This is a genomic window from Pseudomonas sp. FYR_7, from assembly GCF_043106155.1.
GTDB classification, from domain to species: Bacteria; Pseudomonadota; Gammaproteobacteria; order Pseudomonadales; family Pseudomonadaceae; genus Aquipseudomonas; species Aquipseudomonas parafulva_B.
The window spans coordinates 1-23,690 of the sequence record NZ_JBICMI010000076.1 but is presented as its reverse complement, the minus strand read 5'-3'; the positions used below and the strand labels follow the sequence as shown (position 1 = coordinate 23,690).

Sequence of the window (23,690 nt, the reverse complement as noted above, 5' to 3'; positions counted from 1 at the left end):
TATCCAGAGGCTACCCGAATCCTGTGGGAGCGGCCTTGTGCCGCGGTAGGCCGCACAGCGGCCTCAGCTTTTGTTGCGGTCCCCAGCCATTGGCTGAATGCCAGCACTCCGGCGCGCCATCAGCCCTTTCACTTCACTACCATCCCTACCCCACGACCACGCGGGTCGGACGCGGTCTCAAGCGTCTGTCCATTGACCCGAATGGCCTGGATGTCGCCCATCTCCCAGCCTTGGTCCTCCAACACATAACCCATCTTGTTCAGATCAGCGGCCACCTGCCCGGTCAGCGGCGCATAGCTGTCGAAATAGATCGTGTCCTTGGGCAGCAACTGGTGGTGCACCCGCTGCGCAGCCACTGCCTTGTCCAGCGGCATGCCGTAGTCGTACAGGTTGTTCATCACCTGGAAAATCGAGGTGAAAATACGCGACCCACCCGGCGTGCCGATCACCAGCTCCACCTTGCCGTCACGGGTCATGAGGCTGGGGCTCATTGAAGACAGCATGCGCTTGCCCGGCTCGATGGCATTGGCATCGCCACCGATTACGCCGAACGCATTGGCAGCACCTGGCTTGGCGCTGAAGTCGTCCATCTCGTCATTGAGCAGGAACCCGGCCCCCTTGACCACCACGCCACTGCCGTAATCGAGGTTGAGCGTGTAGGTGTTGCTGACTGCATTGCCGGCTTTGTCGACGATGGAGAAATGCGTGGTCTGGTGCGGCTCCAGCCCTGGCTTGACCTGATCGGTGGCGGAAATGGCCTTGGGATTGACCTGGGCTGCGCGCTTGGCCAGGTAATCCTTGGCCACCAACTGGTCCACGGGCACTTTTGTGAAAGCCGGGTCGCCAAGGTAGTCGGCCCGATCGGCGAAGACGCGCTTTTCAATCTCGGCCAACAGGTGGATGTACTGCGCAGAGTTGTGCGCCACACCCTTGAAATCGGCGGCACGGTCCTCCTTGATGCCCAGCAGCTGGGCCAGGGCAACGCCACCGGAACTGGGCGGAGGCGCGGTGTACACCACATTGCCGCGCCAGCTGACGGCCATTGGCTCGCGCCACACGGCCTTGTAGTCCTTCAGGTCCTGCTTGGTGATCAGCCCATTGTCGGCCTGCATCTGCGCCACCAGCAGGTCGGCGGTCTTGCCCTGGTAGAACTCGCTTACGCCCTTGTCGGCGATGCGCTCGAGGGTCTGGGCCATCTCGGGTTGTTTGAACAGCTCACCGACCTTCATGCTGCCGAAGTAGTCGTTGAAGTTTGTGGCGGTCTTGAACATGCCCTGGGCATCGTTGCGGTACTGATACTGCTTGTCCGCGACCTTGAAGCCGTTTTTGGCGTAGCCGATGGCCGGTGTCAGCAGCTCGCTCCATGGCAGCTTGCCGAACTTGCGATGGGCCTCCCACAAGCCCATCACCGTGCCTGGTACGCCCGCAGCACGGGCCCCCACCAGGCTCAGGTTCTCGATCACTTCGCCCTTGTCATCCAGGTACATGTTGCGCGTGGCCGCCTTGGGCGCCACTTCACGGTAGTCGAGGAAATAGGGCTTGCCGTCCACGAACAACGTCATGAAACCACCACCGCCAATGTTGCCGGCCTCGGGGTAAGTGACTGCCAGCGTGAATGCGGTGGCTACCGCGGCATCGACCGCGTTGCCGCCTTTTTTCAGGATATCGGCGGCTACCTGGGCGCCGTACTGATCAGGCGCGGCGACAGCCCCGCCCTCCAGGGCAACGGCGTACACCGATGAGCTGCCCAACAGCGCGGCTGCCAGAGCCAGGTACTGGGAAGGGACGCTACGCATGACACATTCCTTGGGGGTTGTTCTTGTGGGACCGTCAGTAAGACCCAAGCGTCAGGCCTGTGCAATCTCACCGTCGAGAACGCGCCGCCCCTAGGCAGCAGATGTCGCGTTCAGGCAACTGAACAGGCGTAGATCGCCAACTTGCGCTGGATGAAATCCAGGAAGCATTGAATGCGCAGGGCCAGTTGGGTATTGCGGTAGTACACCGCATGGATGGGCTGACGGTGGCCGTTACTGGCCTGGGGCAGCACGACCTGAAGACGGCCGCTGCGAATGTCTTCGTGGGTCATGAAGTGCGACAGGCTGACGATGCCCTCCCCGGCCAGCGCCAGCTGGCGCAGCGTCTCGCCGCTGGACGCGACCAGCGTGGGCCGAATGGTCCAGTGCTCGCCCTGAGCATGGCGCAGAGGCCATTGGTTCAACGTCTCGGGTTGGCTGAAGCCAAGCAGGCAGTGATCGGCCAGATCCTCGACCCGCTGCGGTGTGCCGTGACGCCTCAGATAAGCCGGGCTGGCGAGTACCTGCACCGGGCTGCAACCCAGGTTGCGCGCGTGCAGGCTGGAATCGGCCAGCTCGCCGATGCGAATGGCCACGTCGGTACTGTGCTCAAGCAGGTCGATGATCAGGTCGTCGGTGTTGAGCGCCAACTCGATGCCAGGGTACTGCTGCCGGAACTCGCCTATCCAGGGCACGATGGCGTGAAGCATGAATGGCGTGGCCGCGTTGACCCGCAGGCGACCGGTGGGCGTCTGCCGGTTCATCGCCAGGCGCTCTTCCAGCTCGTCCATCTGCCGCAGCACCTGCCTTGCCTGTTCGAGAAAGAACCGTCCTTCCTCGGTCAGGTCCATGCGCCGGGTGGTGCGGTTGACCAGCGTGGTGCCCAGCTTGGCCTCCAGGCGCGCCAGGGTTCGGCTGACTGCCGAGGGCGTCTGGCCCATCTGCGCGGCCGCTGCAGAGATCGACCCACCGTCGATGACGGCGACGAACACCTGGAGTTCTTCGGATCGGGTTTTCACATCAAGGCCTGTGGATAGAGTTGCCTGGGTCTAGATAGCCGCTTGCGCGAGGGAAGTCCAGCGATGCCCACAAGGCAGAGGCCTACTGAGCCTTGCCAAACACGCGGTCCAGGTGCGCTTGATAGGCCGCTAACGCGGCCGGGACATCCGGTCGCTTCATGACGTCGGTGGCCAGGAAGGTCGGCAAGCCGCTCATGCCCAGGAACTGCTGCGCCTTGTGGAAAGGGAAGTACACCGCATCCACACCTTTGCCCTCGAAGAAGTCGTCAGCCTCGTCGAACGCTTGCTGCGGAGCATTCCACGTGAGCGACAGCATGTACTGCTTGCCTTGAATGAGCCCGCCACTGCCGTATTTTTGCGTGTGATCCGAGCGAGTACGACCATCACTGGCATACAAGCTGCCATGCCCGGCAGTGAAGACCTCATCGAGGTACTTCTTGACGGTCCAGGGGGCGCCCATCCACCAGCCTGGCATCTGGTAGATCACCACGTCAGCCCAGAGGAATTTCTCCACCTCCTCCTGCACGTCATAGCCCCCGTCCATAAAGGTCTGACGTACGTCGAAACCTGCACGGTCAAGGTGCGCCAGTGCGGCCTCGTGCAGGGTGGTATTGAGCTGCCCGGCGGAATGGGCAAACTGTTTGCCGCCGTTGAGTAGCAGGATGTTTTTCATAGGGGCCTCCCGGACCTGGACACTGATTGCAGGCAAGCAGGTTAAAGTCAGGCCAGGTTGGGAAACAGCCAATAAAAGGCAAAATACATTTGCCTCAAGATCACGAATCGACAGGGATTATTGCTTTAATCTCTAGCACTCCCGAAGCAGGAGAACGTCATGAACGAGCAGTACGCCTTCATCCTTAAAGCCAAGACACGCCCGGAAATGGCAGAAGCCTTCGAGCAACTGTTCCGGCCCTATGTCGAGCCCAGCCGCCGCGAACCCGGCTGTATCGAATACCACATGCTGCGCGATCAGCAGGACCCGAGCCTGTTCGTGTTCTTCGAAGTCTGGGCGAACAAGGCGGCACTGGATGTGCACTCGGCCCTGCCGCACATGGCCGCTTTTTTCGACCGGCGCATGGATTACCTGGAGCGCGACTTCGAAATCCAACGGGTCGACATGCTCAGCGGCTCATCCGCTAACCGTTGATCAGCAAATGCACGCCCAGCAGCATCAGGCCCACGAAGAAACAGCGGCGAAACACCTGTGCGCTGACGCGTCGACGCAGCCACTGGCCCGCCTGCATGCCAAGCAGGGCGGGCACCACCACCAGTAAAGAGGCACCCAGCGCCGGACCGCCGAGTACGCCCTGCCCGGCAAGGCCGAAGGCCAGCGCCAGGGTGGACACCGTAAATGCCAGCCCAAGGGCCTGAATCATCTCATCACGGTTAAGACCAAGGCTTTGCAGGTAAGGCACTGCCGGCATCACGAACACGCCCGTGGCCGCACTGATCACCCCGGTAGCCAGGCCGCAGACAGGACCTAGCCACCCTTCCCGTTTCCGCGCAACGCGCAAGGCCGGCCCAGCCAGCCCGTAAACGGCATAGAGCATCAGTGCGCCCCCCAGTGCATGCGCGGCCCAGGGGCCACTGCTGATGCCCAGCCACATACTGCCCAGCAAGGTGCCGATGAAAATCATGGCCAGCATCGGGCCCAGCCTGCGCAGCAACGCTTGCAAATGCCCCCCTGCCGCCAGTTGCCAGAGGTTGGTCACCGTGGAGGGGACGATCAGCAACGCAGCAGCCTGCGCAGGTGGCATAGCCAGGCCCAGCAGCCCCATGGCAACGGTTGGCAGGCCGAGCCCGATCACGCCTTTGACGGCACCTGCCAGAAGAAAGGTGGCAAATACCAGCGCAGTCAACAATGGGCCAAGGTCTTGGTAAAACGCTGTGAAGGTCATCATGTGCCCATCATGGTCAATGCATGACGTGCTGAACATCTGTCATATTCGTGGTCAGCCTATTGCCCAGACAGAGCCTCATGCATTTTGACCTCGTTGACCTGACGCTTTTCCGGCACACCGTCGAGTGCGGCAATATCACCGCCGGCGCTGGGCGCAGCCACCTTTCGCTACCGGCAGCCAGCGCCCGGATTCGTGCCATGGAAGCGTCCCTGGGCGTTGCACTCTTGCTGCGCAATCGCCGGGGTGTCTGCCCCACGCCTGCGGGGCAGGCCTTGCTGCAACATGCCCGGCTCATCGCGCAACAGGTCGAGCGCTTGCAATTCGACCTGGGTCAGTACGCGCAAGGGCATCAGGGCCAGGTGCGCTTGCTGTGTAACACCGCGGCCCTGACCCAATACCTGCCCGAACTGCTGGCGGCCTATCTGGCCGAGAACCCTGGGATGAGCGTGGATGTGCAGGAGCACCCGAGCTTGCGCATCGTGCAGGCCATCACCCAGGGCATGGCCGACCTGGGTATCATCTCCAGCGCAGCCCCTAGCGAGCATCTACAGACACGACCCTTTCGTGACGACCCGTTGGTACTGGTGACGCCGAATGATCACCCGCTCGCCAACCTTCCCACGCCGCGCTTCGTCGACAGCCTGGCCCATGGTCATGTCGGTCTCGGGCCGGCCAGTGCCCTGGCCCTTTACCTGGAAGAGCAGGCGCTGCGTGCAGGCCAGCGCATGCGCGTCAGGGTCCGCGCCGAGGGCTTGGAGGGTGTGTTGCGCATGGTCGCAGGCGGTGCCGGCGTCGGCGTCGTACCCCTGGCGGCGGTGCAGCGCTGGCAAGGGGTGTTGCCGCTGCGGGCCATGGCACTGCAGGAACCCTGGGCTAACCGGAGGTTGCTGTTGTGCGCGCGGGACTTCGCGGCCCTGCCAGGCTATGCAGCGGCATTGGTGGGGGTATTCACCGAGCGGACCTGAAACTTCTTGCAGCGCAGTCATGGTACCTGCGGCTTTACCGGCCACCAGGACTGCACCAGAATGCGCGACAACGCCCCACCAAAAAGGACTTGCCAGTGGCATCGATCTACCAGCTCAAACCCCGTTTCCAGGCCCTGCTGCGGCCTCTGGTGCAGCGCCTGTATGACCGTGGCATCACGGCCAACCAAGTCACGCTCGCCGCTGCCGTCATCTCCGTTGCGCTAGGGTTGTTGCTAGCGGCCCTGCCTCACCTCCACGGTTTGTTCATCCTGGTGCCAATATGGATGTTGCTGCGCATGGCACTCAATGCCATCGACGGCATGCTGGCGCGCGAATTTGGCCAGCAATCCACCCTTGGCGCCTATCTGAACGAGCTGTGCGACGTGATCGCCGATGCCGCCTTGTACCTGCCGTTCGCGCTCTTGGTGGGCGTGTGGCCGGCGCTGGTGGTGCTGGTGGTGCTGCTGGCGACGGTCAGCGAATACGCGGGCGTAATGGGCCCCTTGGCAGGTGCATCGCGCCGTTACGACGGGCCCATGGGCAAGAGCGACCGCGCCTTCGCCTTCGGCGTACTGGGTACCGGTGTCGCCCTGGGTTTGCTTGACGGCACCTGGGTCAATGGATTGCTGCTTGTGATCCTGGCGCTCTGCCTCTATACCCTCTACAACCGGGTGCGTCGCGGGCTGGCTGAAACCCGCTGAGTCTTCGCCCGTCGCATAAGGATATCGACCATGCGCCAAGCGCAAAGCCTGCATTTTTCCACCCATGACGGTGTCGAGCTGCACTACCGTCACTGGCCTGCCACGCGCAACGAACACCAGCCGCGTCGGGCGGTGGTGATGTTCCACCGCGGCCATGAACACGGCGGGCGAATGGCCCACCTGGCCGATGAGCTGGCCATGCCGGGCTATGACTTTTTTGCCTGGGATGCCCGCGGCCACGGCCTGTCGCCCGGCGCACGCGGGGACAGCCCAGGCTTTGCGACCAGCGTGAGCGATGTGCAGACGTTCATCGAGCACATTCAGGCCCGCCACGGGCTGGCCGAACAGGACCTGGTGGTGCTGGCGCAGAGTGTCGGCGCGGTGCTGGTGGCCACTTGGGCGCATGACTACGCACCCAAGGTACGTTGCCTGGTGCTGGCGTCTCCGGCGTTCAAGGTCAAGCTGTATGTACCTTTTGCACGCCCTGGCCTGAAGCTGCTCAAGGCCGTGCGCGGCAATTTCTTCGTCAACAGCTACGTCAAGCCACAACTGCTGACCCATGATCCGGAACGGGTCATGTCGTACAAGGCAGACCCGCTGATCAGCCGGCCCATTTCGGTGACCATGCTGCTAGGCCTGTATGAAGCCGCCGAGCGAGTGGTGGCCGACGCCCAGGCGATTCAGCTACCCACGCAACTGCTGGTCTCCGGTGCAGACCTGGTGGTCGAGCGCGCACCTCAGCAGCGCTTCTTCGACCGTCTGGGCAGTATGCGCAAGGAGATGCACGTGCTGCCAGGGTTCTTCCACGACACCTTGGGCGAACGCGAGCGGACACACGCCTTACGCCGTATTGAGCGATTCGTCGAGCACTGCTTCGCCTGCCCGGTCGAACGGCTTTCGCTGCTCAATGCGGACAAGACCGGCGCCAGTTGCGCCGAGGCCGAGAGCCTGGCCGCGCCCTTGCCCCGCCACTCGCTGCGCGGGCTTTACTGGCGCGCCACCCGTGCCGGGCTGCGCTTGGGCAGCAAGGTAGCGGACGGCGTGCGGCTTGGCTTCGACACGGGTTTCGATTCGGGCAGCACACTGGATTATGTGTACCGCAACCAGCCTGCGGGTAAAGGCAGGCTGGGCCGCCTGGTCGACCAGAACTACCTCAATGCCATCGGTTGGCGTGGCATTCGCCAGCGCAAGGTGCATGTCGAAGCGCTGCTGCGCCTGGCCATGGATCGTCTGCGCGATGCCGGCCGCCCGGTGCACATCGTGGATATCGCAGCCGGCCATGGCCGCTACATTCTCGAAGCCCTGCAACAGGTCGATCAGCGCCCTGAGTCAATCCTGCTGCGCGACTACAGCCCGCTCAACGTGCAACAAGGCGCCGCACTGATCCAGGAAAAGGGCCTGGGTGACATTGCCCGTTTCGTTCAGGGCGATGCCTTCGACCGCCATAGCCTGGCGACGCTGGAACAGCCTCCGACGCTGGCAGTGGTGTCAGGCCTGTACGAACTGTTCGCCAGCAACACCCTGGTGAGCCATTCACTGGCTGGCCTGGCGCAGGCGATGGAGGATGGCGGTTACCTGGTCTACACCGGTCAACCGTGGCATCCGCAACTGGAGATGATTGCGCGCGCCTTGACCAGCCACCGGGGTGGCCAGGCTTGGGTGATGCGTCGCCGCAGCCAGGCAGAAATGGACCAGCTGGTTGAAGCAGCGGGCTTTCGCAAGGTGACCCAACGCATCGACGAGTGGGGGATTTTCAGTGTCAGCCTCGCTCAACGGGTGCGCTGAGTGGACCTTGTGTTGGTCGCCAGCCTGCTGCGCCGGGGTCGGCAACTGGCAGGGCTCTCGGACGGCATGACCCTGCTGGCGCTCGGGTTCGGCCTGGTGCCGTTGCTCGGCGCGGCGCTGTCGCCCTGGTCGGTTGTGCCGTGCCTGCTGCTCGTTGGCCTGGGCATGCTGCACAAGTACTGGGCCATTCGCGTTGCGCTCGATGCCGAGCTGTTCGCGCACCTGGCCCAAAGCCAGGACCTGGCGGCAGACATGCAGGCGCTGGACCGCGCGTTGTTCGACCATGGGCTCAAGCCGCAGCCGACCGATGCGCGTACCTGGCCGCTGCGCAGCCGGGCTGCGCTCGGCCTGCTGCGTCGCCAGGCCCTGTGCCTGGGCCTGCAACTCACGGTGGCCTTGGCTACCGTGCTGATACTGTCTATCAAAGGATGATGAACGCTCCATGCTCGCCAACTTCACCGCCTACCTGATCACTTCGGCCGCACGCCTGATTACCGGGGCGCGAGCCCTCTGGCTGGGGTGCACGCCCCTTCCGGTGCAGCGGCTGTACTTTGCCAACCACAGCAGCCACGGCGATTTCGTCCTGCTGTGGGCATCGCTGCCCCAGACGCTGCGGCGTCGCACTCGGCCGGTAGCTGGCGCCGACTACTGGGCCAAGCCGGGTATTCGCGATTTTCTCATCCGCAAGGTGTTCAATGGCGTGCTGATCCAGCGACAACGCGACGAAGGCCAGGGTCACCCCTTGCAACCGGTGCTCGATGCCGTGGCCCAGGGCGATTCGCTGATCTTCTTTCCCGAAGGCACACGCAACCTCAGCGATGAGCCCTTGTTGCCGTTGCGAAGTGGCCTGTACCACCTGGCGGCGGCCCACCCACAGGTCGAGCTGGTGCCGGTGTGGATCGCCAACCTCAATCGGGTGATGCCCAAGGGACGCGCCTTGCCGTTACCGTTGCTGTGCACCCTGAGTTTCGGCGAACCCTTGCACCTGCAGGCCGACGAAAGCAAGCAAGCCTTTCTGGAGCGGGCTGGCCAGGCCCTGCTCGATCTAGCCCCCAAGGACGTTTGACATGCACGACAATACCTTCGCGCTGTTCGCCGGCATCGGCGCCCTGCTGCTGCTCGCCAGTGTGATCGGCCGTGTCCTGAAATGGCGCGCAGGCCCCGGGCCCCATGCGGTGATCGACAACCTCAACGCCCGCGTCAATGCCTGGTGGGTCATGGTGCTGGTGATCGGCATCGCCTTCGTCTTCGGCAAATACGGCGTGATCGTGTTGTTCTACGGCGTGTCGTTCTACGCCTTGCGCGAATTCATGACCCTCACCCCCACCCGGCGCAGTGACTACCCCGCCCTGGCAGCGGCGTTCTATATTGCGCTGCCCGTCCAGTACGTGCTGATCGCCATGGACTGGTATGGCCTGTTCAGCATCTTCATTCCGGTCTACCTGTTCCTGTTGCTGCCGATCCTGGCAAGCCTGGGGGGCGACACCACGCGCTTTCTGGAGCGGGCTTCCAAGGTGCAGTGGGGCTTGATGATCGCGGTGTACTGCGTGTCGGCGGTACCGGCGCTGATGACTCTGGAGATTCCCGGTTTTGAAGGGCGCAACCTGCTGCTTATCGCCTGGCTGATCGTGGTGGTGCAGCTCAGTGATGTGCTGCAGTACGTGTGCGGCAAGCTGTTCGGCAAGCGCAAGGTGGCGCCAAACCTCTCGCCCTCCAAAACCCTCGAGGGCCTGGTGGGCGGCGTGGCACTGGCCACGCTGATCGGCGCGCTGCTGTGCTGGATCACGCCGTTCAGCTTCTGGCAGGCTGCCCTGATGGCCCTGGCGGTCAATGCCATGGGCTTCTTTGGTGGGCTGGTGATGTCGGCGATCAAGCGCGACCGTGGCGTGAAGGACTGGGGGCATATGATCGAAGGCCATGGCGGCATGCTCGACCGCATCGACTCGGTCTGCTTCGCTGCACCGGTTTTTTTCCACTTCGTGCGTTACTGGTGGGCTTGAAGCGGCGCCAACGCCTGGTAGCGAACTAGCCTGTAGCCTGAGCTGAATCTGCATGAACAGCGCGGCCAGGCACCTGGACGTCGACTTCAGGCAACTGCACGGGCGCTTCAACACCTATGGTGACGGGTCATTCAACCAGTCACAGGAGTTGTGCCATGTCCGATTTCATCACCGTGCTGCGTGAAACCTGCCCCACCCCGGTCGTGGACGCTACCAAGTGGAAACGTATCGGCGGCGACCCGCACACCGTGAACCTGAACGCCTACCTGTCAGCCGACGGCAGCAAGATCATGGGCACCTGGATCTGCACCCCAGGCAAGTTCGAAGTCAACTATGACAAGTGGGAATACTGCCACTTCCTCGATGGCTACTGCATCGTCACCCCGGAAGGCGAGGAACCGAAGCACCTCAAGGCAGGTGACGTGTTCGTGATCGAGCCAGGAATGAAGGGCACGTGGGAGGTGGTCGAGACGGTGCGCAAGTACTTCGTCTTCGCCTGATTCGCAGGCGCAGGGGGCGCGATGAGCCGCCCCCTGCACGTTCATGACGTGCCCCTTTGCTCACTGTGGCTTGCGATAGGCCTCAATGATGGCTGAAAAGTCCTTGCCACCCTCCCCACGCAGGCTCATGGCCTGATACAGCTGTTGCGCAACGGCGCCAAGGATCACAGGCTGGCGGGCCTGACGCGCAGCTTCAGTGGCCAGCCCCAGGTCCTTGAGCATCAATTCGGCGCCGAAGCCGCCGGTGTAGCCACGCGAAGACGGCGCCGTGTCGATCACGCCAGGCCAGGGATTATAGGTGTCGGAGCTCCAGCAGCGTCCGGTGGAGCTGTTGATGATCCCTGCCAGCACCTGGGTGTCGATACCCAAGGCATTGCCCAGTGCCATGGCCTCGGACACACCGATCATCGAAATGCCCAGCAGCAGGTTGTTGCAGATCTTGGCGATCTGCCCCGTCCCCACTTCGCCGCAGTGCACGATGTTGCGGCCCATTTGCTCGAGCACCGGCTTGAGCGCTGAGAACAGTGCGTCGCTGGCCCCGACCATGAACGTCAGCGTACCGGCCGCCGCCCCACCCGTGCCCCCTGAGACCGGTGCATCGCCCATGTCCACGCCCTTGGCGGCCGCCGCCTTGGACACCTCGCGGGCGGTTTGCGGGTCGATGGTGCTGCAATCGACGGTAGGCGTGCCAGCTCGGATCCCGGCCAGTACCCCATCGTCATCGAGGTAGACGCTGCGCACGTGCGCGGCGGCCGGCAACATAGTGATGACCAGGTCGCTTTCGGCCACCGCCTCGCGTGGTGAGGCGCTGACCTGCCCACCCAGGGCGCCGAGTTCTGCCAGTACCTCCTTGTTCAGGTCGAACAGGGCAAGGTGGTGACCGGCCTTGATCAGGTTGCGGGCCATGGGGGCGCCCATGTTGCCCAAGCCAATGAATGCGATACGCATGTCGTGCTCCTTAGCGCAGGCTGATGGTGGTGTTCACGCCGTCGTTGATACTGTCGTCATCGAACCAGCGGGCGGTAACCGTCTTGGTCTGGGTGTAGAACTGCACCACCTGCTTGCCGTACGGCCCCAGGTCTCCCAGCTTGGAGCCGCGCGAGCCGGTGAAGCTGAAGAACGGTACGGGTACCGGGATCGGGATGTTGATGCCCACCTGCCCGACGTCGATCTCGCTCTGGAACTTGCGCGCCGCCGCGCCGCTCTGGGTGAACAGACCGGTCCCGTTGCCGAACGGGTTGGCGTTGACCAGTGCGATGGCCTCGTCGAGGGTATCGACCTCGAGCGTGACCAGCACCGGCCCGAAGATTTCCTGGGTATAGACCTGCATGTCGGTGGTCACCCCGGAGAACAAGGTGGGGCCGACGAAGTTGCCTTGCTCATAGCCCGGCACCTTGACGTCGCGGCCATCGAGCTCCAACGTGGCGCCTTCTCGGATGCCGCTCTCGATCAGGCTCAGTACACGCTCCTTGGCCCGCTTGGACACCACCGGCCCCACATCGGTACCCGGCTCGCAGCCAGCGTTGACGCTGAGCTTGCTCGCCGCCTGCTTGATGTCCGGCAGCCATTCGCGGGCCTTGCCCACCAGCACCGCGACCGAGGTGGCCATGCAGCGCTGGCCTGCGGCACCAAAGGCCGCCCCTACAAGGGCATTCACGGTCTGCGTACGGTTGGCGTCCGGCAGCACCACGGCATGGTTCTTGGCGCCCATCATCGACTGCACGCGCTTGCCATGCTGGCTGGCCAGGTTGTAGACATGGGTACCCACTTCGGTCGAGCCGACGAAGGAAATCGCCTTGATGTCCTGGTGCGTGCACAGGGCATCGACCACGGCCTTGCCCCCATGGACGACGTTGAGCACACCGGCCGGCACCCCGGCCTCCACGGCCAGCTCGACCAGCAACAGCGTGGACAACGGGTCCTGCTCGGAGGGCTTGAGCACGAACGTATTGCCACAGACGATGGCCATGGGGAACATCCACAGCGGGATCATCGCGGGGAAGTTGAACGGTGTGATGCCGGCGCACACCCCGATCGGCTGGCGCAAGGTGTAGGTATCGACACCGCCTGCCACGTTTTCGGCGAATTCGCCCATTTGCAGGGTGCCGATGGAAGCCGCGTGCTCAACCACTTCCAGGCCACGGAAGATATCGCCCTCGGCGTCGGCCAGTGTCTTGCCCTGTTCGGCGCTCAGCACCTGGGCGATGCGCTTGCTGTGCTCACGAATCAGCGCCTGGAGCTTGAGCATGATGCGCATGCGCGCGCCAATCGGCGTATGGCGCCAGGTCAAAAAGGCGCGCTGGGCCGCTGCCACGGCGGCGTCCACCTCCTCGGTGGTGGCGAACGGAACACGCGCCAGCACGGCCTGGGTGGCCGGGTTGACGATATCGCGCCACTCGCTCGTTCGGGACTCCACCCATTGGCCATCAATCAGCAGCTTGGCCTGCTCGACCTTGGTCTGGTCAGGTGACTGGGGTGCGTTCATCTGCGTTCTCCTTGGAATTATTGTCAGGACGAGATCGCCAGCGCCGTCGCTAACGCGGGGTGGCGTGAGAGGGCATGTTTCGAGTATAGATGTGCAAACATCCTACAAGAACGCATAAAAATTCCGGATCATCATGCAAAAAGACCTCACATCCCTGAGCGCGCTCAACTGGGACGACTTGAAGTTCTTTCTTGAAGTAGCCCGCACCCGCAAGGCCAGCAGCGCGGCCAAACGCCTGAGCGTGGACTACACCACCGTCTCGCGGCGCATCACGTCGCTGGAGGGGGCGCTTGGCACCTTGTTGTTCGAAAAATCGCGCACCAGCGGATTTGTGCTGACGGCAGAAGGCCAACGCCTGCTCGGTTATGCCGAGGCCATCGAGAGTACGCTGCACATGGCGTGCGAGCAGGTGTCAGGCTCCGGGGTGGCGCTGTCGGGGCATGTGCGCATGGGCTGCACCGAAGGCTTCGGCAGCTTCTTCATCACCCCGCAGCTGAGCCACTTCGTCGATGCATACCCGGCGATTTCAGTGGATATCCTGCCGCTGCCGCACTTCATCAGCCTGTCCAAGCGCGAGGCAGACATCGTCATCGCCCTGGAACGCCCGGAACACGGGCCCTATGTATGCTGCAAGCTATGCGACTACCGGCTGCGCCTGTACGCCACCCAGGCCTACCTGGACAGCCACGCGCCGATCCAGGCCGTTGCCGACCTGGCCGGGCATCCCTTCATCAGCTATGTCGACGACCTGGCTTTCAGCTCCGAGCTGCTGTACCTGGCCAACCTGATCCCTGGGGCCACGGCCCACCTGCGCAGTACCAGCGTGATTGCCCAGTACACCGCGGCGCTTCAAGGTCGGGGGCTGGCCATTCTGCCGTGTTTTCTGGCCGCGCAGGACCCGCGGCTGGTCACGGTGCTGCCCGATCAGGTGGAGGTGACGCGGCAATTCTGGATGTATTGCCGCGAAGACCTGCGCAAACTCAAGCGCATCACCTTGTTGTGGGACTACATCCGCGAGGTGACCGAAGCCAATGCCGCACTGATGATGGGGCAGGATACGGTGATGCGCTTTGCCAGGTCCTGCACCCAGCCCTGACGGCGCTGGCGATCATCATCCTCACACCTGCTCGAGCATCAACCCCGAGATACGTCGAACCTTGCGCTCCACGGCTTCCTCGAAGATGCCCTGGCGAGGTTCGACCAGGCTGAAGCAGTGCTTGGCACGGGTGATGCCGGTGTAGATCAGCTCCTTGGTCAGCACCGGATTGAGTGCGTCGGGCAGGACCAGTGCGGTATGGCCGAATTCCGAGCCCTGGGATTTGTGCACGGTCATGGCGAACACGGTTTCCACCTCGTTCAAGCGGCTGGGCAGTACAAAGCGTACGCCTCCCTTGCCATCGTTGCGGGGAAAGGCCACGCGCAGCAATGGCCTGCCCTGTTCGTCCGGCAGGCACAGGGCGATGCCGATGTCGCCGTTCATCAAACCCAGCCCATAGTCGTTGCGCGTGACCAACACCGGGCGGCCCTCGTACCAAGGCTGCTGGCTGTCGATCAGGCGGGCGTTGTGCAGCACCCGCGCTACCCGCTCGTTCAACCCTTCAACGCCCCAGGCGCCGCGGCGCACGGCGCACAACAGCTGGAAATCCTCGAAACTGTGCAAGACCTTGGCAGCCCAGCGCTCCCACGCAGGGTCGTCGAAGGGAGTGTCCAGCGCCGGACGCTGGCTGCCCAGTGTACGCAGGTAGCTGCGATACCCCTGAGGGCCTTCTGCGCCGCGGTCCAGGCCGTCGAGCAGCAGGCGATCGAAGGCGCGGTCATGCTCCTGTTTCAGGGCCAGGCTGTGGACGTCGGGCGGCGGCATGGCCAGTAGGTTGCGCGCCGCGTGGCTTTGCTGGCGATTGACCAACCGGGCGAGCTGGCCGATGCCGCTGCCTTCGCCGAAGCGCCGGGAAAAGCGCAGCATGACCACTTGCTGAGCCAGTGGGTGGCGCTGTTCATCACCTGGCTCAAGACCGCTTTCAGACAGCGATTGCCCGCCGATATGCTCCAGCCATGCTTGGGTCGCTGGGGAGTAGCGGCCCTGCTCGGCATCCCGGCACAAATCACCCAGCACCGCACCGGCCTCCACCGAGGCCAGCTGATCCTTGTCACCCAGCAGCACCAGCCGTGCCTTTGGCGGCATGGCATCGAGCAGGTTGGCCATCATCTCCAGGTCGATCATCGAGGCTTCATCGACCACCAGTACGTCCAGGGGCAGCGGGTTGGCGGCATTGTGACGGAAATGTCGCGAGCCTGGACGGCTGCCGAGCAGGCGGTGCACGGTGCTGACTTCAGTGGGGATATGGCCACGCACGGCGCTGCTGACCTGCAGACGCTCGACTTGCTGGCCAATGGATTCGGTCAGGCGAGCAGCGGCCTTGCCCGTGGGCGCCGCCAGGCGGATGCGCAACGGCCTGCCCGCTTCCACTGCCGGGGCCTGGAGCAAGGCAAGCAGGCGTACCACGGTGGTGGTCTTGCCGGTGCCAGGCCCACCGGTGATGATGCTGAACCCGGCGCGCGTGGCCAGGGCGCAGGCAAGCTTCTGCCAGTCCACCTGCCCTGCGAGGCTGCCGCCCTCGAACAGGGCGTCCAGACGCGCCGCCAGGTCTGGGGGTATGGCGTCGGCCTGGGTCAGGCGTTGGCGCAATGTGCTGTCGATGCGTCGTTCATAACTCCAGTAGCGGCGCAGGTAGAGGCGTTCGCCGCTGAGGACCAAAGGCCGTGTGTGCTGCCCGGGCGCATCGGCGGCTGCCACCAGCGGGCTTGCGGCAATGCGCTGGCGCCAGGCGTCCAGGTCAAGGCCGGCCAGCAGCTGGGAGGGCAACAGCAGCGGGCCGGTCAATGCATCACCCTCAGGCGGTAACGAGAGCGCGAAGTCAGGTTCGGCCAAGGTCTGCTGCAAGTCCAGGCAGACGTGCCCATGCCCCAGTTGATGGCTGGCAAGGGCGGCGGCCAACAGCAACAGCGGGTCACTGCCCGGCGCAAGCGTCTCCAGAAATGACACGAAAGCACGGTCCAGCGCCCGCAACCAGCCGCGTTCGACCCAGCGATCGAGCAGTTGCAGCAGGTCACTGCTGCGGTGTTGAGGGGCCAGGGCCAGTAGGTGCTCGGCGTGCAGGGGGGTGGGCAGCAGGTCGAGGAGGCTTCGGCTCATGGGGTGTCTCCGGCGAACAAATCATGCTGAATAGGCGCGTGCTCGCCGCGAAACAACGCATCGAGGGTTTCGATCAACTCGCGTGGGGGCTTGGCGTGATAAATGCCATGCCCGCTGCCGTTGGCCCCTCGCAGGAAAATGAAAAGGGCCCCGCCGACATGAAGGTCGTAGTCATAGTCCGGCAGGCGGGCGCGCAGCTGTCGGTGCAGGGCCAACAGGTACAGCACGTACTGCAGGTCGTAACGATGCTCGAGGATGGCTTGCTGCATCGCGGCAGGGTCATATGCCTGGATGTCCGGGCCCAACCAGTTGGATTTGTAATCGGTCACGTAGTAGCGCCCCTGCAGCTCGAACGCCAGGTCGATGAAGCCCTTGAACATGCCGTTGAGCAGCGTCGGCTGCGCAGCTGGGCGCAGTAGACCTGGATGGGTGTAGTGGGCCACCAGGCGGTCGAGTTGCTGGGCATCGACCTGATGACTGGCAAACCAGAACTCCATCTCGACCTGATAGTGGGTGAGCTGGCTGAGGGTCACGGTCAGGCCGTTTTGCGCCACTGGCATCGGTGTGTCGAGCAGGCCTGTGAGCCACTGGGTCAGCGTCGGTATCCAGCCCTCCCAACCGCGCCGGTTACAGCGCTGGCCCACGGTGCGGGCCAGCGCTTGCGGGTTGTCGCGCACCTGGGCAAAGCCTTCGCGCCCGGCCCACTCCAGCAAACCGTGGAGGAACGTGCCGGGGTTGGGACCGCGCGGGAAGCGGTGGATGTCTCCGCTATCGGCCGGGACCTCGCGCAGAACCTGGGTATCGACGCGCTCATCATCGAGCAGTTGTTGCGCCAGGGAACTGTCGACGCCCAGCGCCTGTTCGCCGATCCGCAGGGCGCTGTAAGAGGCGATCCACCACTGTTCGGCCGCCGCGCGGCGGGGCATACGGGCTGGAACCAGCTGATGCTGCAACTGCGGTGTCTGGTAGGGCGCCCGGTCCGCCTCCGGAAGCCCTGGGCAGGTAATGTGCGCGCTGGTATCGGCCAGTGCCTGCAACCAGTCTGCCAGTTGCTTGGAGTCGGCAAGCTCAGCGCCGCCGCCCAGCAGGTAGCCGAGCGCCGAGCGATGCAGGTTCGAGCGCTTGTGATTCCCGCGCTTGAGGTCGGCCACCCCCAGCCAGCAGGCGTGCTGGGCACGGGTAAGCGCCACATACAAAAGGCGCAAGTCTTCGGCCAAACGTTCGTCATCGGCGCGCTCGATCTGCGTGGCGTCCGGCGTCAGGGTCAAGTGCGCATTGCCTTGGCTGTCATGCCAGGCGAGCGGCAGGCGGCTACCGTCCACCGGTTTGCTGGAGCAGATGAACGGGAGATATACCAAGGGGTATTCCAGGCCTTTGGACTTGTGGATGGTCACCACCTTGACCAGTTGCTCGTCACTCTCCAGGCGCAGGATCTGCTCCTCGCCAGCCTGGCCTGAACTGGCCAGATGATCGGCCAGGTGCCGGATCAGCGCCTGTTCACCGTCCAGCTCGCCAGCGGCCTGCTGGAGCAACTCGGCCAGGTGCAACAGGTTGGTGAGCACTCGCTCACCGTCCGTGCGGCGAATGAGCGTTCGCGGCAGTTCGAAGTCATGCAGCAACTGGCGCAGCATGGGCAGTACGCCCTGGCGCTGCCACGTGTCGCGGTAGGCGCGAAACCGCATCACCCAGCTTTCCCACACCCGTTCGTCCTGGTTCAGGCGATCAAGCGCCGGCAGCGACAGGTCGAGCGTCAAGCTGGCTAACGCCGCCTTGAGCAGACGCTCGGAGTCCGGCTCTGCGCAGGCTTTGAGCCAGGCCAGCAGGTCATGGGCTTCCTGGGCGGCGAACACCGAGTCCTTGTCGGAGAGGTAGACGCTGCGCACGCCTCGGGCAGCGAGCTCCGTGCGGATGCGTTGCGCCTCGTGGCCATCGCGCACCAGGATGGCGATGTCCGAAGGCAGGCACGGGCGCAATTGGCCATTGGCGTGCGCAAAGCCTGCCGCGCCGCGTTGACTGGCGTTAAGCAGGCCCACGATGTGGCTCGCGCAACTGGCGGCCATCTGCTGCCGGTAAACGCCCACCGAAACCGGCTCGTCGCTGGGTAGTTGCCAGCACTGAAGTGCGGCGCAGGGTTGCCCTTGAAGCATCAGTTGCTCGCTGCGGCCCTGGGCGCGCACGGCAACGAAGGGCAGAGGGTTGTCGTGCGCCTCCCGAAAGAGGAAGGCGCCACGCCCGCCGGGACGCGCCTCGGCTTGCTGGAACACCTGGTTGACCGCCGCGACCATGCCTTCGCTGGAGCGGTAGTTGGTGTCCAGGCTGTGCAAGCGCCCTTGGGTCGCGCGCCGGGCAGCGAGGTAGGTGTAGATATCGGCACCGCGGAAGGCGTAGATCGCTTGCTTGGGGTCGCCGATCATGAACAGGCCGGTGTCGCCGTGGTTCTCGCCGATGCGGTAGATGCGTTCGAAGATGCCGTACTGGACCGGATCGGTGTCCTGGAATTCATCGATCATCGCCACCGGGAACTGCTCGCGAATCAATCCGGCCAGACGCTCGCCTGCCTCGCTGTGCAGCGCCTGCTGCAACCGCAGGAGCATGTCATCAAAGCCCATTTCCGCGCGGCGCCGCTTCTCCACTTCGAACTGCGCCGAAACCCAACTGGCGGCATGTTCGAGCAGCGCTGCATCCGGACTGGCTAGGCCCTGCAGGTCCTGTTGCAGGGTTTGCATGGCATCGAGTGCAGGGTGCGCTGGCGGCTCGCCGACTTTCCAGGCCTCGGCCAGGCCCGCAGGGGTCAAACGGGTGAAACCTGTGCCCAGGTCAAGTTCTACGCACTGCTCGTCGTTGCACCACAGGCACAACTTGTCGAACCAGGGTTCGAAATAGCGGGCCTGCATTTTCCTGCCATCCACGTGCTTGGCGGCCACGGCGTCGCGACACAGCTGTCGCAGCTCCGGTGCCCAGGCAGCCCAGGGCCTCTTGAGCCGGGCCAACTGCTCATCGCGGGCCTGCAACGCCTCAAGGATCAATGTCTCGGGCTCAGGCCCTTGGTGGGCGGCACGCACCCTGCCAAACAACGGGCGAATGCGGGGCAAGAGCGCGGCAGGGCTGACCCAATGGCTACGTACCCACGCCAGGGCCTGGCTTTGCATGCCGTAGCAGAAACGCCGCCAGTAATCGCGCACCACCTGCCCCAGCAGTTCACTGTGGTCGGTTTCCAGGGTCTGGGTGAACAGGCTACCGCTGTCGAATGCGTGCTCACGCAGCATGCGCTGGCACCAGCCGTGAATGGTCGATACGGCAGCCTCGTCCATCCACTGCACAGCCGTTTCCAGCCGGGCGGCGCTGCTTGGCCAAGCGTGCTCTGGATAATCGTCACGCAGTTGCGCCAGCAGCGGGTCGACGGCTTCGAGTTCACCGCGGAAAAACCGCGCCGCCTCGGCCAGCCGAGTCCGGATACGCTCGCGCAACTCCTTGGTGGCAGCGTCGGTGAACGTGACCACCAGAATCTGCGGCGGCAGCAGCTCTCGTTCGAAACCCTGCTCGCCACCATGGCCGAGGATAAGGCGCAGGTACAAGGCCGAAATGGTGAATGTCTTGCCGGTTCCCGCGCTGGCCTCGATCAGCTGACTGCCATGCAAGGGGAAATTCAGGGCCAATGGCCGAGCCTGGGTCATGCGTTTTTCTCCGGGTTGCCCAGGGTTTGCCAGGGGGCGTCGAACAGGGGGCGGTACAAGACCTCGCACCATCCCTCGAAGGTTTCGTCGGCCGTGAGCGCGGCGAAATCGCGGAACTGCCGGGCCAGGGCAACGCTTTCACCGCGCTCGCCGGCACCAGTGCGTTCGTCGCCTTCGTAAGCACGGGCAGCGGCAGCCATGGCTTTGTCCGGCTCGTCCTGGGCGAGCCAGGCGAATGCCGTCTTAGGCGCCACTGGCAGCGGTGCACACATGCCTGCCTGGCGTGCCACCAGCAGTTCTCCCAACAGCTGTGCTGCCGCTTGCTGGCCGACTGGCGCCAGTAGCAGGGTCACGTCACTGGCTACCAGCGCAGTGTGATAGGCGTATCCTGCGGCGCAGGCGGCAAGGTGTGTCACCCATGGCGCGATGAGGCGATGCCATTTGAGGCTGTTGCGCCCTGCACTGATGGTGTTGGGGACCGGGGTGATGCTCAGCACGCTCTGGTCATCGCCTTGGAACACGCGGCCCAGCCAGCCCTCCAGCCGATGAGGACCGTGTTCGAAATGCACGGGCAGTGCGCCCTCAACCTGCCGCGGCCAGCGTTCGAGCAACTGCCCATGGCGTTGCAGCAAGTCAGGCAGCGGCTCGATTAGGTCGTGCTGCAAGAGCTCGCCAAAACCGGCCAAGGGCAACAGGCCCTGGGCCTGCAGGCGGCGTGCTTGCTGATGCAGGGCACGCTGGGCATCCTCGGGTGCGCTCAAGGCTGCGCTGAGTAATGCTTCACTTGCGCCATAACGTTGCAAGGCGTCGAGTACGAAAGGCTCTTCGTCCGGCGTGGGCGCTTCGAGCGCTTCGAAGTAGACCTTGAGCCGCTGACTGAAGAAGTGCCGCACTGGGTGCCTCAGAAAATCGGCCAGCTGGTTCAATGTCAGCGGCTCATCATCCTGGTAGGGCGTCAGCTCGGACAGGTCGTGAGGGTCGTCGCTGTGGGCCTGGTGTAGCACTTGCCACTCGTGCGCGTAACTGAACAGCACGCTGCCTTGTTCGAAATAGCGCAGGCTGAACGGCTGCAATGGGTGTTCCTGGGTCAGGGCGTGAAGCAGTTGCTGGCCCGGATCGTGTTTGGTGTCGGCTTGCGCATCGGCCAGTTGCCATCCCGCCGCGATGTGATCGCGAAGCTGGCCGATCAGTACCGAGGCAGGACGCTCGCTGTTGTCGCGGATACTGTGGCCCACCCAGCTCACGTAGAGCTGGTCCTGGGCCGACAATAGGGCTTCGAGCAACAGGTAGCGATCATCTTCCCGACGCGAACGATCACCTGGGCGATAGTCGGTGGCCATCAGGTCGAAATCCAGCGGTGGCTGCGCGCGAGGATAGTCACCGTCGTTCATGCCCAGCAGGCAGACCACGCGAAACGGGATGGCCCGCATGGGCATGAGGGTACAGAAATTCACCGAGCCTGCCAGAAAGCGCTGGGACAATTTGCCTTGATCCAGGCCCGACAACCAGGCCTCGCGCACCACCGTAAGGGGCAGTGGATCTTGCAGGTCCACGGTTTCGCAGACATCCAGCCACGATTCGCGCAGGTCCTGCAACTGGATCAGCAAGAACTCGTCCTGCTCATCCTCGGCCAGGAAGAAGACGTGCAGCAGGGCATTGAGGCGTTCGCTCCACTCGCCGGCGTTGGCCGGGGATGACAAGGTTTGGCACGCCACTTCCAGCGCATCGAGCAACGCGACAAGCGGGCCAATCAGCGCAGCGTCCAGCCCGCCTATCTCGTCATAAGGCTCGATGCCATCGCAGGCATCACCCACACCCACGGCATACCCCAGCAACATCCGCCGCAAACCAAAGCGCCAGGAGTTCTGCTCGAGCCCTTCCGGCAAGCCCAGGCTGGCCCGTTGCTCGGCATTGAGCCCCCAGCGAATGCCGGCCCCTTCGATCCAGCGGTGTAGGGTGGGCAAGTCGCCTTCGCGAATGCCAAACCGAGCCCGTACTGCCGGCACGTCCAGCAGGTCCAGCACTTCGCTGACGGCAAAGCGGCTTTCGGGAAGTTTGAGCAGGTGCTCCAAGGCGATCAGCAGCGGCTCGCGGCCACGCTGGCCCTGGTCGGTCAAGGTAAAAGGGATGTAGCGAGGGTCTTTACGCTGCACCTGGCCGAAGACGGCCCGTATGTGCGGTGCGTAGCTATCCACGTCGGGCAACATGACGATGACGTCGCGTGGACGCAGTGTGGGATCTGCGCTGAAGCGAGCCAACAACTGATCGTGGAGAATCTCGACTTCCCGTTGCGGGCTGTGCGCAACGTGAAAGCGCACCGAACGGTCGCGGCGTGCATTGACCGGCGGCCACTGCTCACGGGATTCGGCCAGCGGGCGCAATTGAAGGATATCGTCCTGTAGCTGGTTGAGCAGCGTTACGGGTGAGCCTTCGGTGAACAGGTCGATGCGTCCATCGCTGAAGACACCCTGGTAACTTCCTGGGTCGTCGTAGCTGTCGAGCAGATTGATGTAGTCGCGGCCTTGCTTGCCCCAGGCTGCCAACAGGGGATGTGCGTGTTGGTGCAGTGACTGGTCATCGAGTTCCAATGGCATGCCGGGCCGGCGTTGCTGACGCTTGTACTGGTGCCGCAGCAAGTCCTTGTCGGCCACGATATCGGCCCAGTGATGGCGACAAGGATTGTGCACGCATAACAACACCTGGCTGAAACGGGCGAGACCGGCCAGCGCTTCGAGCGTCTGGGCCGGCAGCGAGGAGATACCGAACACGATGACCCGCGCGGGCAGGTTTGCCGGGGCCTGCTTCAGGTCGTCGATACAGGCCATGAACCGCTGGTGGACGCCGGCACGGCTCTGGGCCATGCCCTGCTCGCCTACGTCCTCCAACAAGGCACGCCACAGCTCTGCCTGCCAGCAGTTATCCACAGGCAATGGCTTGCGTTCGCTGCGTGCAGTATTGAGCACATGCCGTCCTGCGGCCCACTCTTTCAACCAGTCGGCGCGGTATACCTGATATTGGTCGAACAGGTCGGCCAGGCGCTCGGCGAGCTGATAGCGTTTGCGCAGATCGCTGTCGTCAGTCAGAAAACGCCGCAACGGCTCGAAGTGCGGCCGCTCAATCAGCTCGGGTAATAGGCGCATCAAGCGCCAGGTGAGCGGTGCCTTGTCGAGCAGCGACACTTCCGGTATCTGATCGCGGCCCAACACGGTGCGGTACAGCTGCCACATGAAACTACCCGGGAGCTGCATCTCGATGGCAGCGGCAATGCCACAACCGCCCTGGTCATCCTCTAGGGGGTCTTCGGCCAAAGCGAGCTTGAGCCATTGGGCGATACCATTGCTCTGAACCAGCGCGATTTCGTTCTCTAGAGGCGCCAGGGGGTAACGGCGCATCCAGCTCACCACCAGGCTGCGCAGGTCGTCGGGGCGATTGCCGTGGACGATCATGAAGCCAGGCTGGAGGTGAGTACTGGACATCGGCAGGTCTCTTTAAGGGCGAGTTGACTTGGGCAGGAACGATATCACGGCGCGGATCAAGGGCGGGGCCGTAGCAAGGTGTGGAAGCGTTGATGCGGGGTATTTAATGCTCCAAGGCATAGCAGTCGCGTGCTCACACCTGCTGCTCAATGGCGGTTGCTCGTTTGACGACACCGACGCTGATACGTAAGTTTTTCA

General features: G+C 63.7%; 18 protein-coding genes. 9 read left to right on the top strand and 9 right to left on the bottom strand.

Annotation, left to right across the window (positions count from 1 at the left end; all coding sequences use genetic code 11):
- Nucleotides 1-128: 128 nt before the first annotated feature.
- From ggt to ACF8R3_RS18670, 3 genes are all read right to left on the bottom strand, one after another.
- Nucleotides 129-1,796, bottom strand: a complete 1,668-nt coding sequence (gene ggt, locus ACF8R3_RS18680; RefSeq protein ID WP_392475364.1) for a gamma-glutamyltransferase — start codon at nt 1,794-1,796, stop codon at nt 129-131.
- Nucleotides 1,797-1,906: 110 nt separating this feature from the next.
- Nucleotides 1,907-2,812 carry a LysR family transcriptional regulator gene (locus ACF8R3_RS18675; protein WP_058639884.1) on the bottom strand — a complete coding sequence of 302 codons (906 nt, stop codon included), beginning with the start codon at nt 2,810-2,812 and terminating at the stop codon, nt 1,907-1,909.
- 82 nt (nt 2,813-2,894) lie between these two features.
- Entirely contained in the window at nt 2,895-3,485 is a 591-nt protein-coding gene (locus tag ACF8R3_RS18670) for an NAD(P)H-dependent oxidoreductase (protein ID WP_392516004.1), read from the bottom strand.
- A 159-nt stretch (nt 3,486-3,644) separates the two neighbouring features.
- Here ACF8R3_RS18670 and ACF8R3_RS18665 point away from each other — a divergent pair, with 159 nt between their 5' ends.
- The gene (locus tag ACF8R3_RS18665; RefSeq protein ID WP_058604855.1) at nt 3,645-3,959 is read left to right on the top strand and encodes a putative quinol monooxygenase; all 315 of its coding nucleotides are present in this window, start codon (nt 3,645-3,647) and stop codon (nt 3,957-3,959) included.
- Here ACF8R3_RS18665 and ACF8R3_RS18660 read toward each other — a convergent pair.
- Nucleotides 3,949-4,713, bottom strand: a complete 765-nt coding sequence (locus ACF8R3_RS18660; RefSeq protein ID WP_197843725.1) for a sulfite exporter TauE/SafE family protein — start codon at nt 4,711-4,713, stop codon at nt 3,949-3,951. The two genes, ACF8R3_RS18665 and ACF8R3_RS18660, sit on opposite strands and share 11 nt — an antisense overlap.
- 77 nt (nt 4,714-4,790) lie before the next feature.
- On the opposite strand from ACF8R3_RS18660, the gene ACF8R3_RS18655 reads away from it, so the two are divergent.
- The 7 genes from ACF8R3_RS18655 (at nt 4,791) to ACF8R3_RS18625 (ending at nt 10,664) form a co-directional block, all read left to right on the top strand.
- Entirely contained in the window at nt 4,791-5,678 is an 888-nt protein-coding gene (locus ACF8R3_RS18655) for a LysR substrate-binding domain-containing protein (protein WP_058604853.1), read from the top strand.
- A gap of 95 nt (nt 5,679-5,773) precedes the next feature.
- Nucleotides 5,774-6,379 (top strand): CDP-alcohol phosphatidyltransferase family protein, encoded by a 606-nt coding sequence (locus ACF8R3_RS18650; RefSeq protein WP_196124815.1) that lies wholly within the window; start codon nt 5,774-5,776, stop codon nt 6,377-6,379.
- A 30-nt stretch (nt 6,380-6,409) separates the two neighbouring features.
- On the top strand, nt 6,410-8,164 hold the full coding sequence (locus tag ACF8R3_RS18645; RefSeq protein ID WP_392516003.1) for a bifunctional alpha/beta hydrolase/class I SAM-dependent methyltransferase: 1,755 nt from the start codon (nt 6,410-6,412) through the stop codon (nt 8,162-8,164).
- Nucleotides 8,165-8,596, top strand: a complete 432-nt coding sequence (locus tag ACF8R3_RS18640; RefSeq protein WP_078477996.1) for a hypothetical protein — start codon at nt 8,165-8,167, stop codon at nt 8,594-8,596.
- A gap of 10 nt (nt 8,597-8,606) precedes the next feature.
- Nucleotides 8,607-9,230, top strand: a complete 624-nt coding sequence (locus ACF8R3_RS18635; protein ID WP_392475362.1) for a lysophospholipid acyltransferase family protein — start codon at nt 8,607-8,609, stop codon at nt 9,228-9,230.
- A 1-nt stretch (nt 9,231) separates the two neighbouring features.
- Nucleotides 9,232-10,164 (top strand): phosphatidate cytidylyltransferase, encoded by a 933-nt coding sequence (locus ACF8R3_RS18630; RefSeq protein WP_392475361.1) that lies wholly within the window; start codon nt 9,232-9,234, stop codon nt 10,162-10,164.
- A 155-nt stretch (nt 10,165-10,319) separates the two neighbouring features.
- Nucleotides 10,320-10,664 carry a cupin domain-containing protein gene (locus tag ACF8R3_RS18625; protein ID WP_023534343.1) on the top strand — a complete coding sequence of 115 codons (345 nt, stop codon included), beginning with the start codon at nt 10,320-10,322 and terminating at the stop codon, nt 10,662-10,664.
- A 60-nt stretch (nt 10,665-10,724) separates the two neighbouring features.
- On the opposite strand, the gene mmsB is transcribed toward ACF8R3_RS18625, so the two are convergent.
- Entirely contained in the window at nt 10,725-11,612 is an 888-nt protein-coding gene (mmsB, locus tag ACF8R3_RS18620) for a 3-hydroxyisobutyrate dehydrogenase (protein ID WP_058639892.1), read from the bottom strand.
- Nucleotides 11,613-11,622: 10 nt separating this feature from the next.
- The gene (locus ACF8R3_RS18615; protein ID WP_058639893.1) at nt 11,623-13,149 is read right to left on the bottom strand and encodes a CoA-acylating methylmalonate-semialdehyde dehydrogenase; all 1,527 of its coding nucleotides are present in this window, start codon (nt 13,147-13,149) and stop codon (nt 11,623-11,625) included.
- A gap of 133 nt (nt 13,150-13,282) precedes the next feature.
- Here ACF8R3_RS18615 and ACF8R3_RS18610 point away from each other — a divergent pair, with 133 nt between their 5' ends.
- Nucleotides 13,283-14,245: a LysR family transcriptional regulator gene (locus ACF8R3_RS18610; protein ID WP_058639894.1), complete on the top strand. Its 963-nt coding sequence runs from the start codon at nt 13,283-13,285 to the stop codon at nt 14,243-14,245.
- Between the two features lie 21 nt (nt 14,246-14,266).
- On the opposite strand, the gene recD is transcribed toward ACF8R3_RS18610, so the two are convergent.
- From recD to recC, 3 genes are read right to left on the bottom strand one after another with little or no spacing between them, the layout of a single operon-like run.
- Nucleotides 14,267-16,342, bottom strand: a complete 2,076-nt coding sequence (gene recD / locus ACF8R3_RS18605) for an exodeoxyribonuclease V subunit alpha (protein WP_196124809.1) — start codon at nt 16,340-16,342, stop codon at nt 14,267-14,269.
- On the bottom strand, nt 16,339-20,016 hold the full coding sequence (recB, locus tag ACF8R3_RS18600; protein ID WP_392516002.1) for an exodeoxyribonuclease V subunit beta: 3,678 nt from the start codon (nt 20,014-20,016) through the stop codon (nt 16,339-16,341). Before recB ends, recD begins: the two co-directional genes overlap by 4 nt.
- On the bottom strand, nt 20,013-23,492 hold the full coding sequence (gene recC / locus ACF8R3_RS18595) for an exodeoxyribonuclease V subunit gamma (RefSeq protein ID WP_392516001.1): 3,480 nt from the start codon (nt 23,490-23,492) through the stop codon (nt 20,013-20,015). The genes recB and recC overlap by 4 nt, the downstream gene beginning before the upstream one ends.
- Nucleotides 23,493-23,690 lie beyond the last annotated feature (198 nt).

Coding starts and splice junctions, on each gene's coding strand:
- ggt (WP_392475364.1), bottom strand. CDS start 1,796: ATGCGTAGCGTCCCTTCCCAGTACCTGGCTCTGGCAGCCGCGCTGTTG.
- ACF8R3_RS18670 (WP_392516004.1), bottom strand. CDS start 3,485: ATGAAAAACATCCTGCTACTCAACGGCGGCAAACAGTTTGCCCATTCC.
- ACF8R3_RS18665 (WP_058604855.1), top strand. CDS start 3,645: ATGAACGAGCAGTACGCCTTCATCCTTAAAGCCAAGACACGCCCGGAA.
- ACF8R3_RS18660 (WP_197843725.1), bottom strand. CDS start 4,713: ATGATGACCTTCACAGCGTTTTACCAAGACCTTGGCCCATTGTTGACT.
- ACF8R3_RS18655 (WP_058604853.1), top strand. CDS start 4,791: ATGCATTTTGACCTCGTTGACCTGACGCTTTTCCGGCACACCGTCGAG.
- ACF8R3_RS18645 (WP_392516003.1), top strand. CDS start 6,410: ATGCGCCAAGCGCAAAGCCTGCATTTTTCCACCCATGACGGTGTCGAG.
- ACF8R3_RS18635 (WP_392475362.1), top strand. CDS start 8,607: ATGCTCGCCAACTTCACCGCCTACCTGATCACTTCGGCCGCACGCCTG.
- ACF8R3_RS18630 (WP_392475361.1), top strand. CDS start 9,232: ATGCACGACAATACCTTCGCGCTGTTCGCCGGCATCGGCGCCCTGCTG.
- ACF8R3_RS18625 (WP_023534343.1), top strand. CDS start 10,320: ATGTCCGATTTCATCACCGTGCTGCGTGAAACCTGCCCCACCCCGGTC.
- mmsB (WP_058639892.1), bottom strand. CDS start 11,612: ATGCGTATCGCATTCATTGGCTTGGGCAACATGGGCGCCCCCATGGCC.
- ACF8R3_RS18615 (WP_058639893.1), bottom strand. CDS start 13,149: ATGAACGCACCCCAGTCACCTGACCAGACCAAGGTCGAGCAGGCCAAG.
- ACF8R3_RS18610 (WP_058639894.1), top strand. CDS start 13,283: ATGCAAAAAGACCTCACATCCCTGAGCGCGCTCAACTGGGACGACTTG.
- recD (WP_196124809.1), bottom strand. CDS start 16,342: ATGAGCCGAAGCCTCCTCGACCTGCTGCCCACCCCCCTGCACGCCGAG.
- recB (WP_392516002.1), bottom strand. CDS start 20,016: ATGACCCAGGCTCGGCCATTGGCCCTGAATTTCCCCTTGCATGGCAGT.
- recC (WP_392516001.1), bottom strand. CDS start 23,492: ATGTCCAGTACTCACCTCCAGCCTGGCTTCATGATCGTCCACGGCAAT.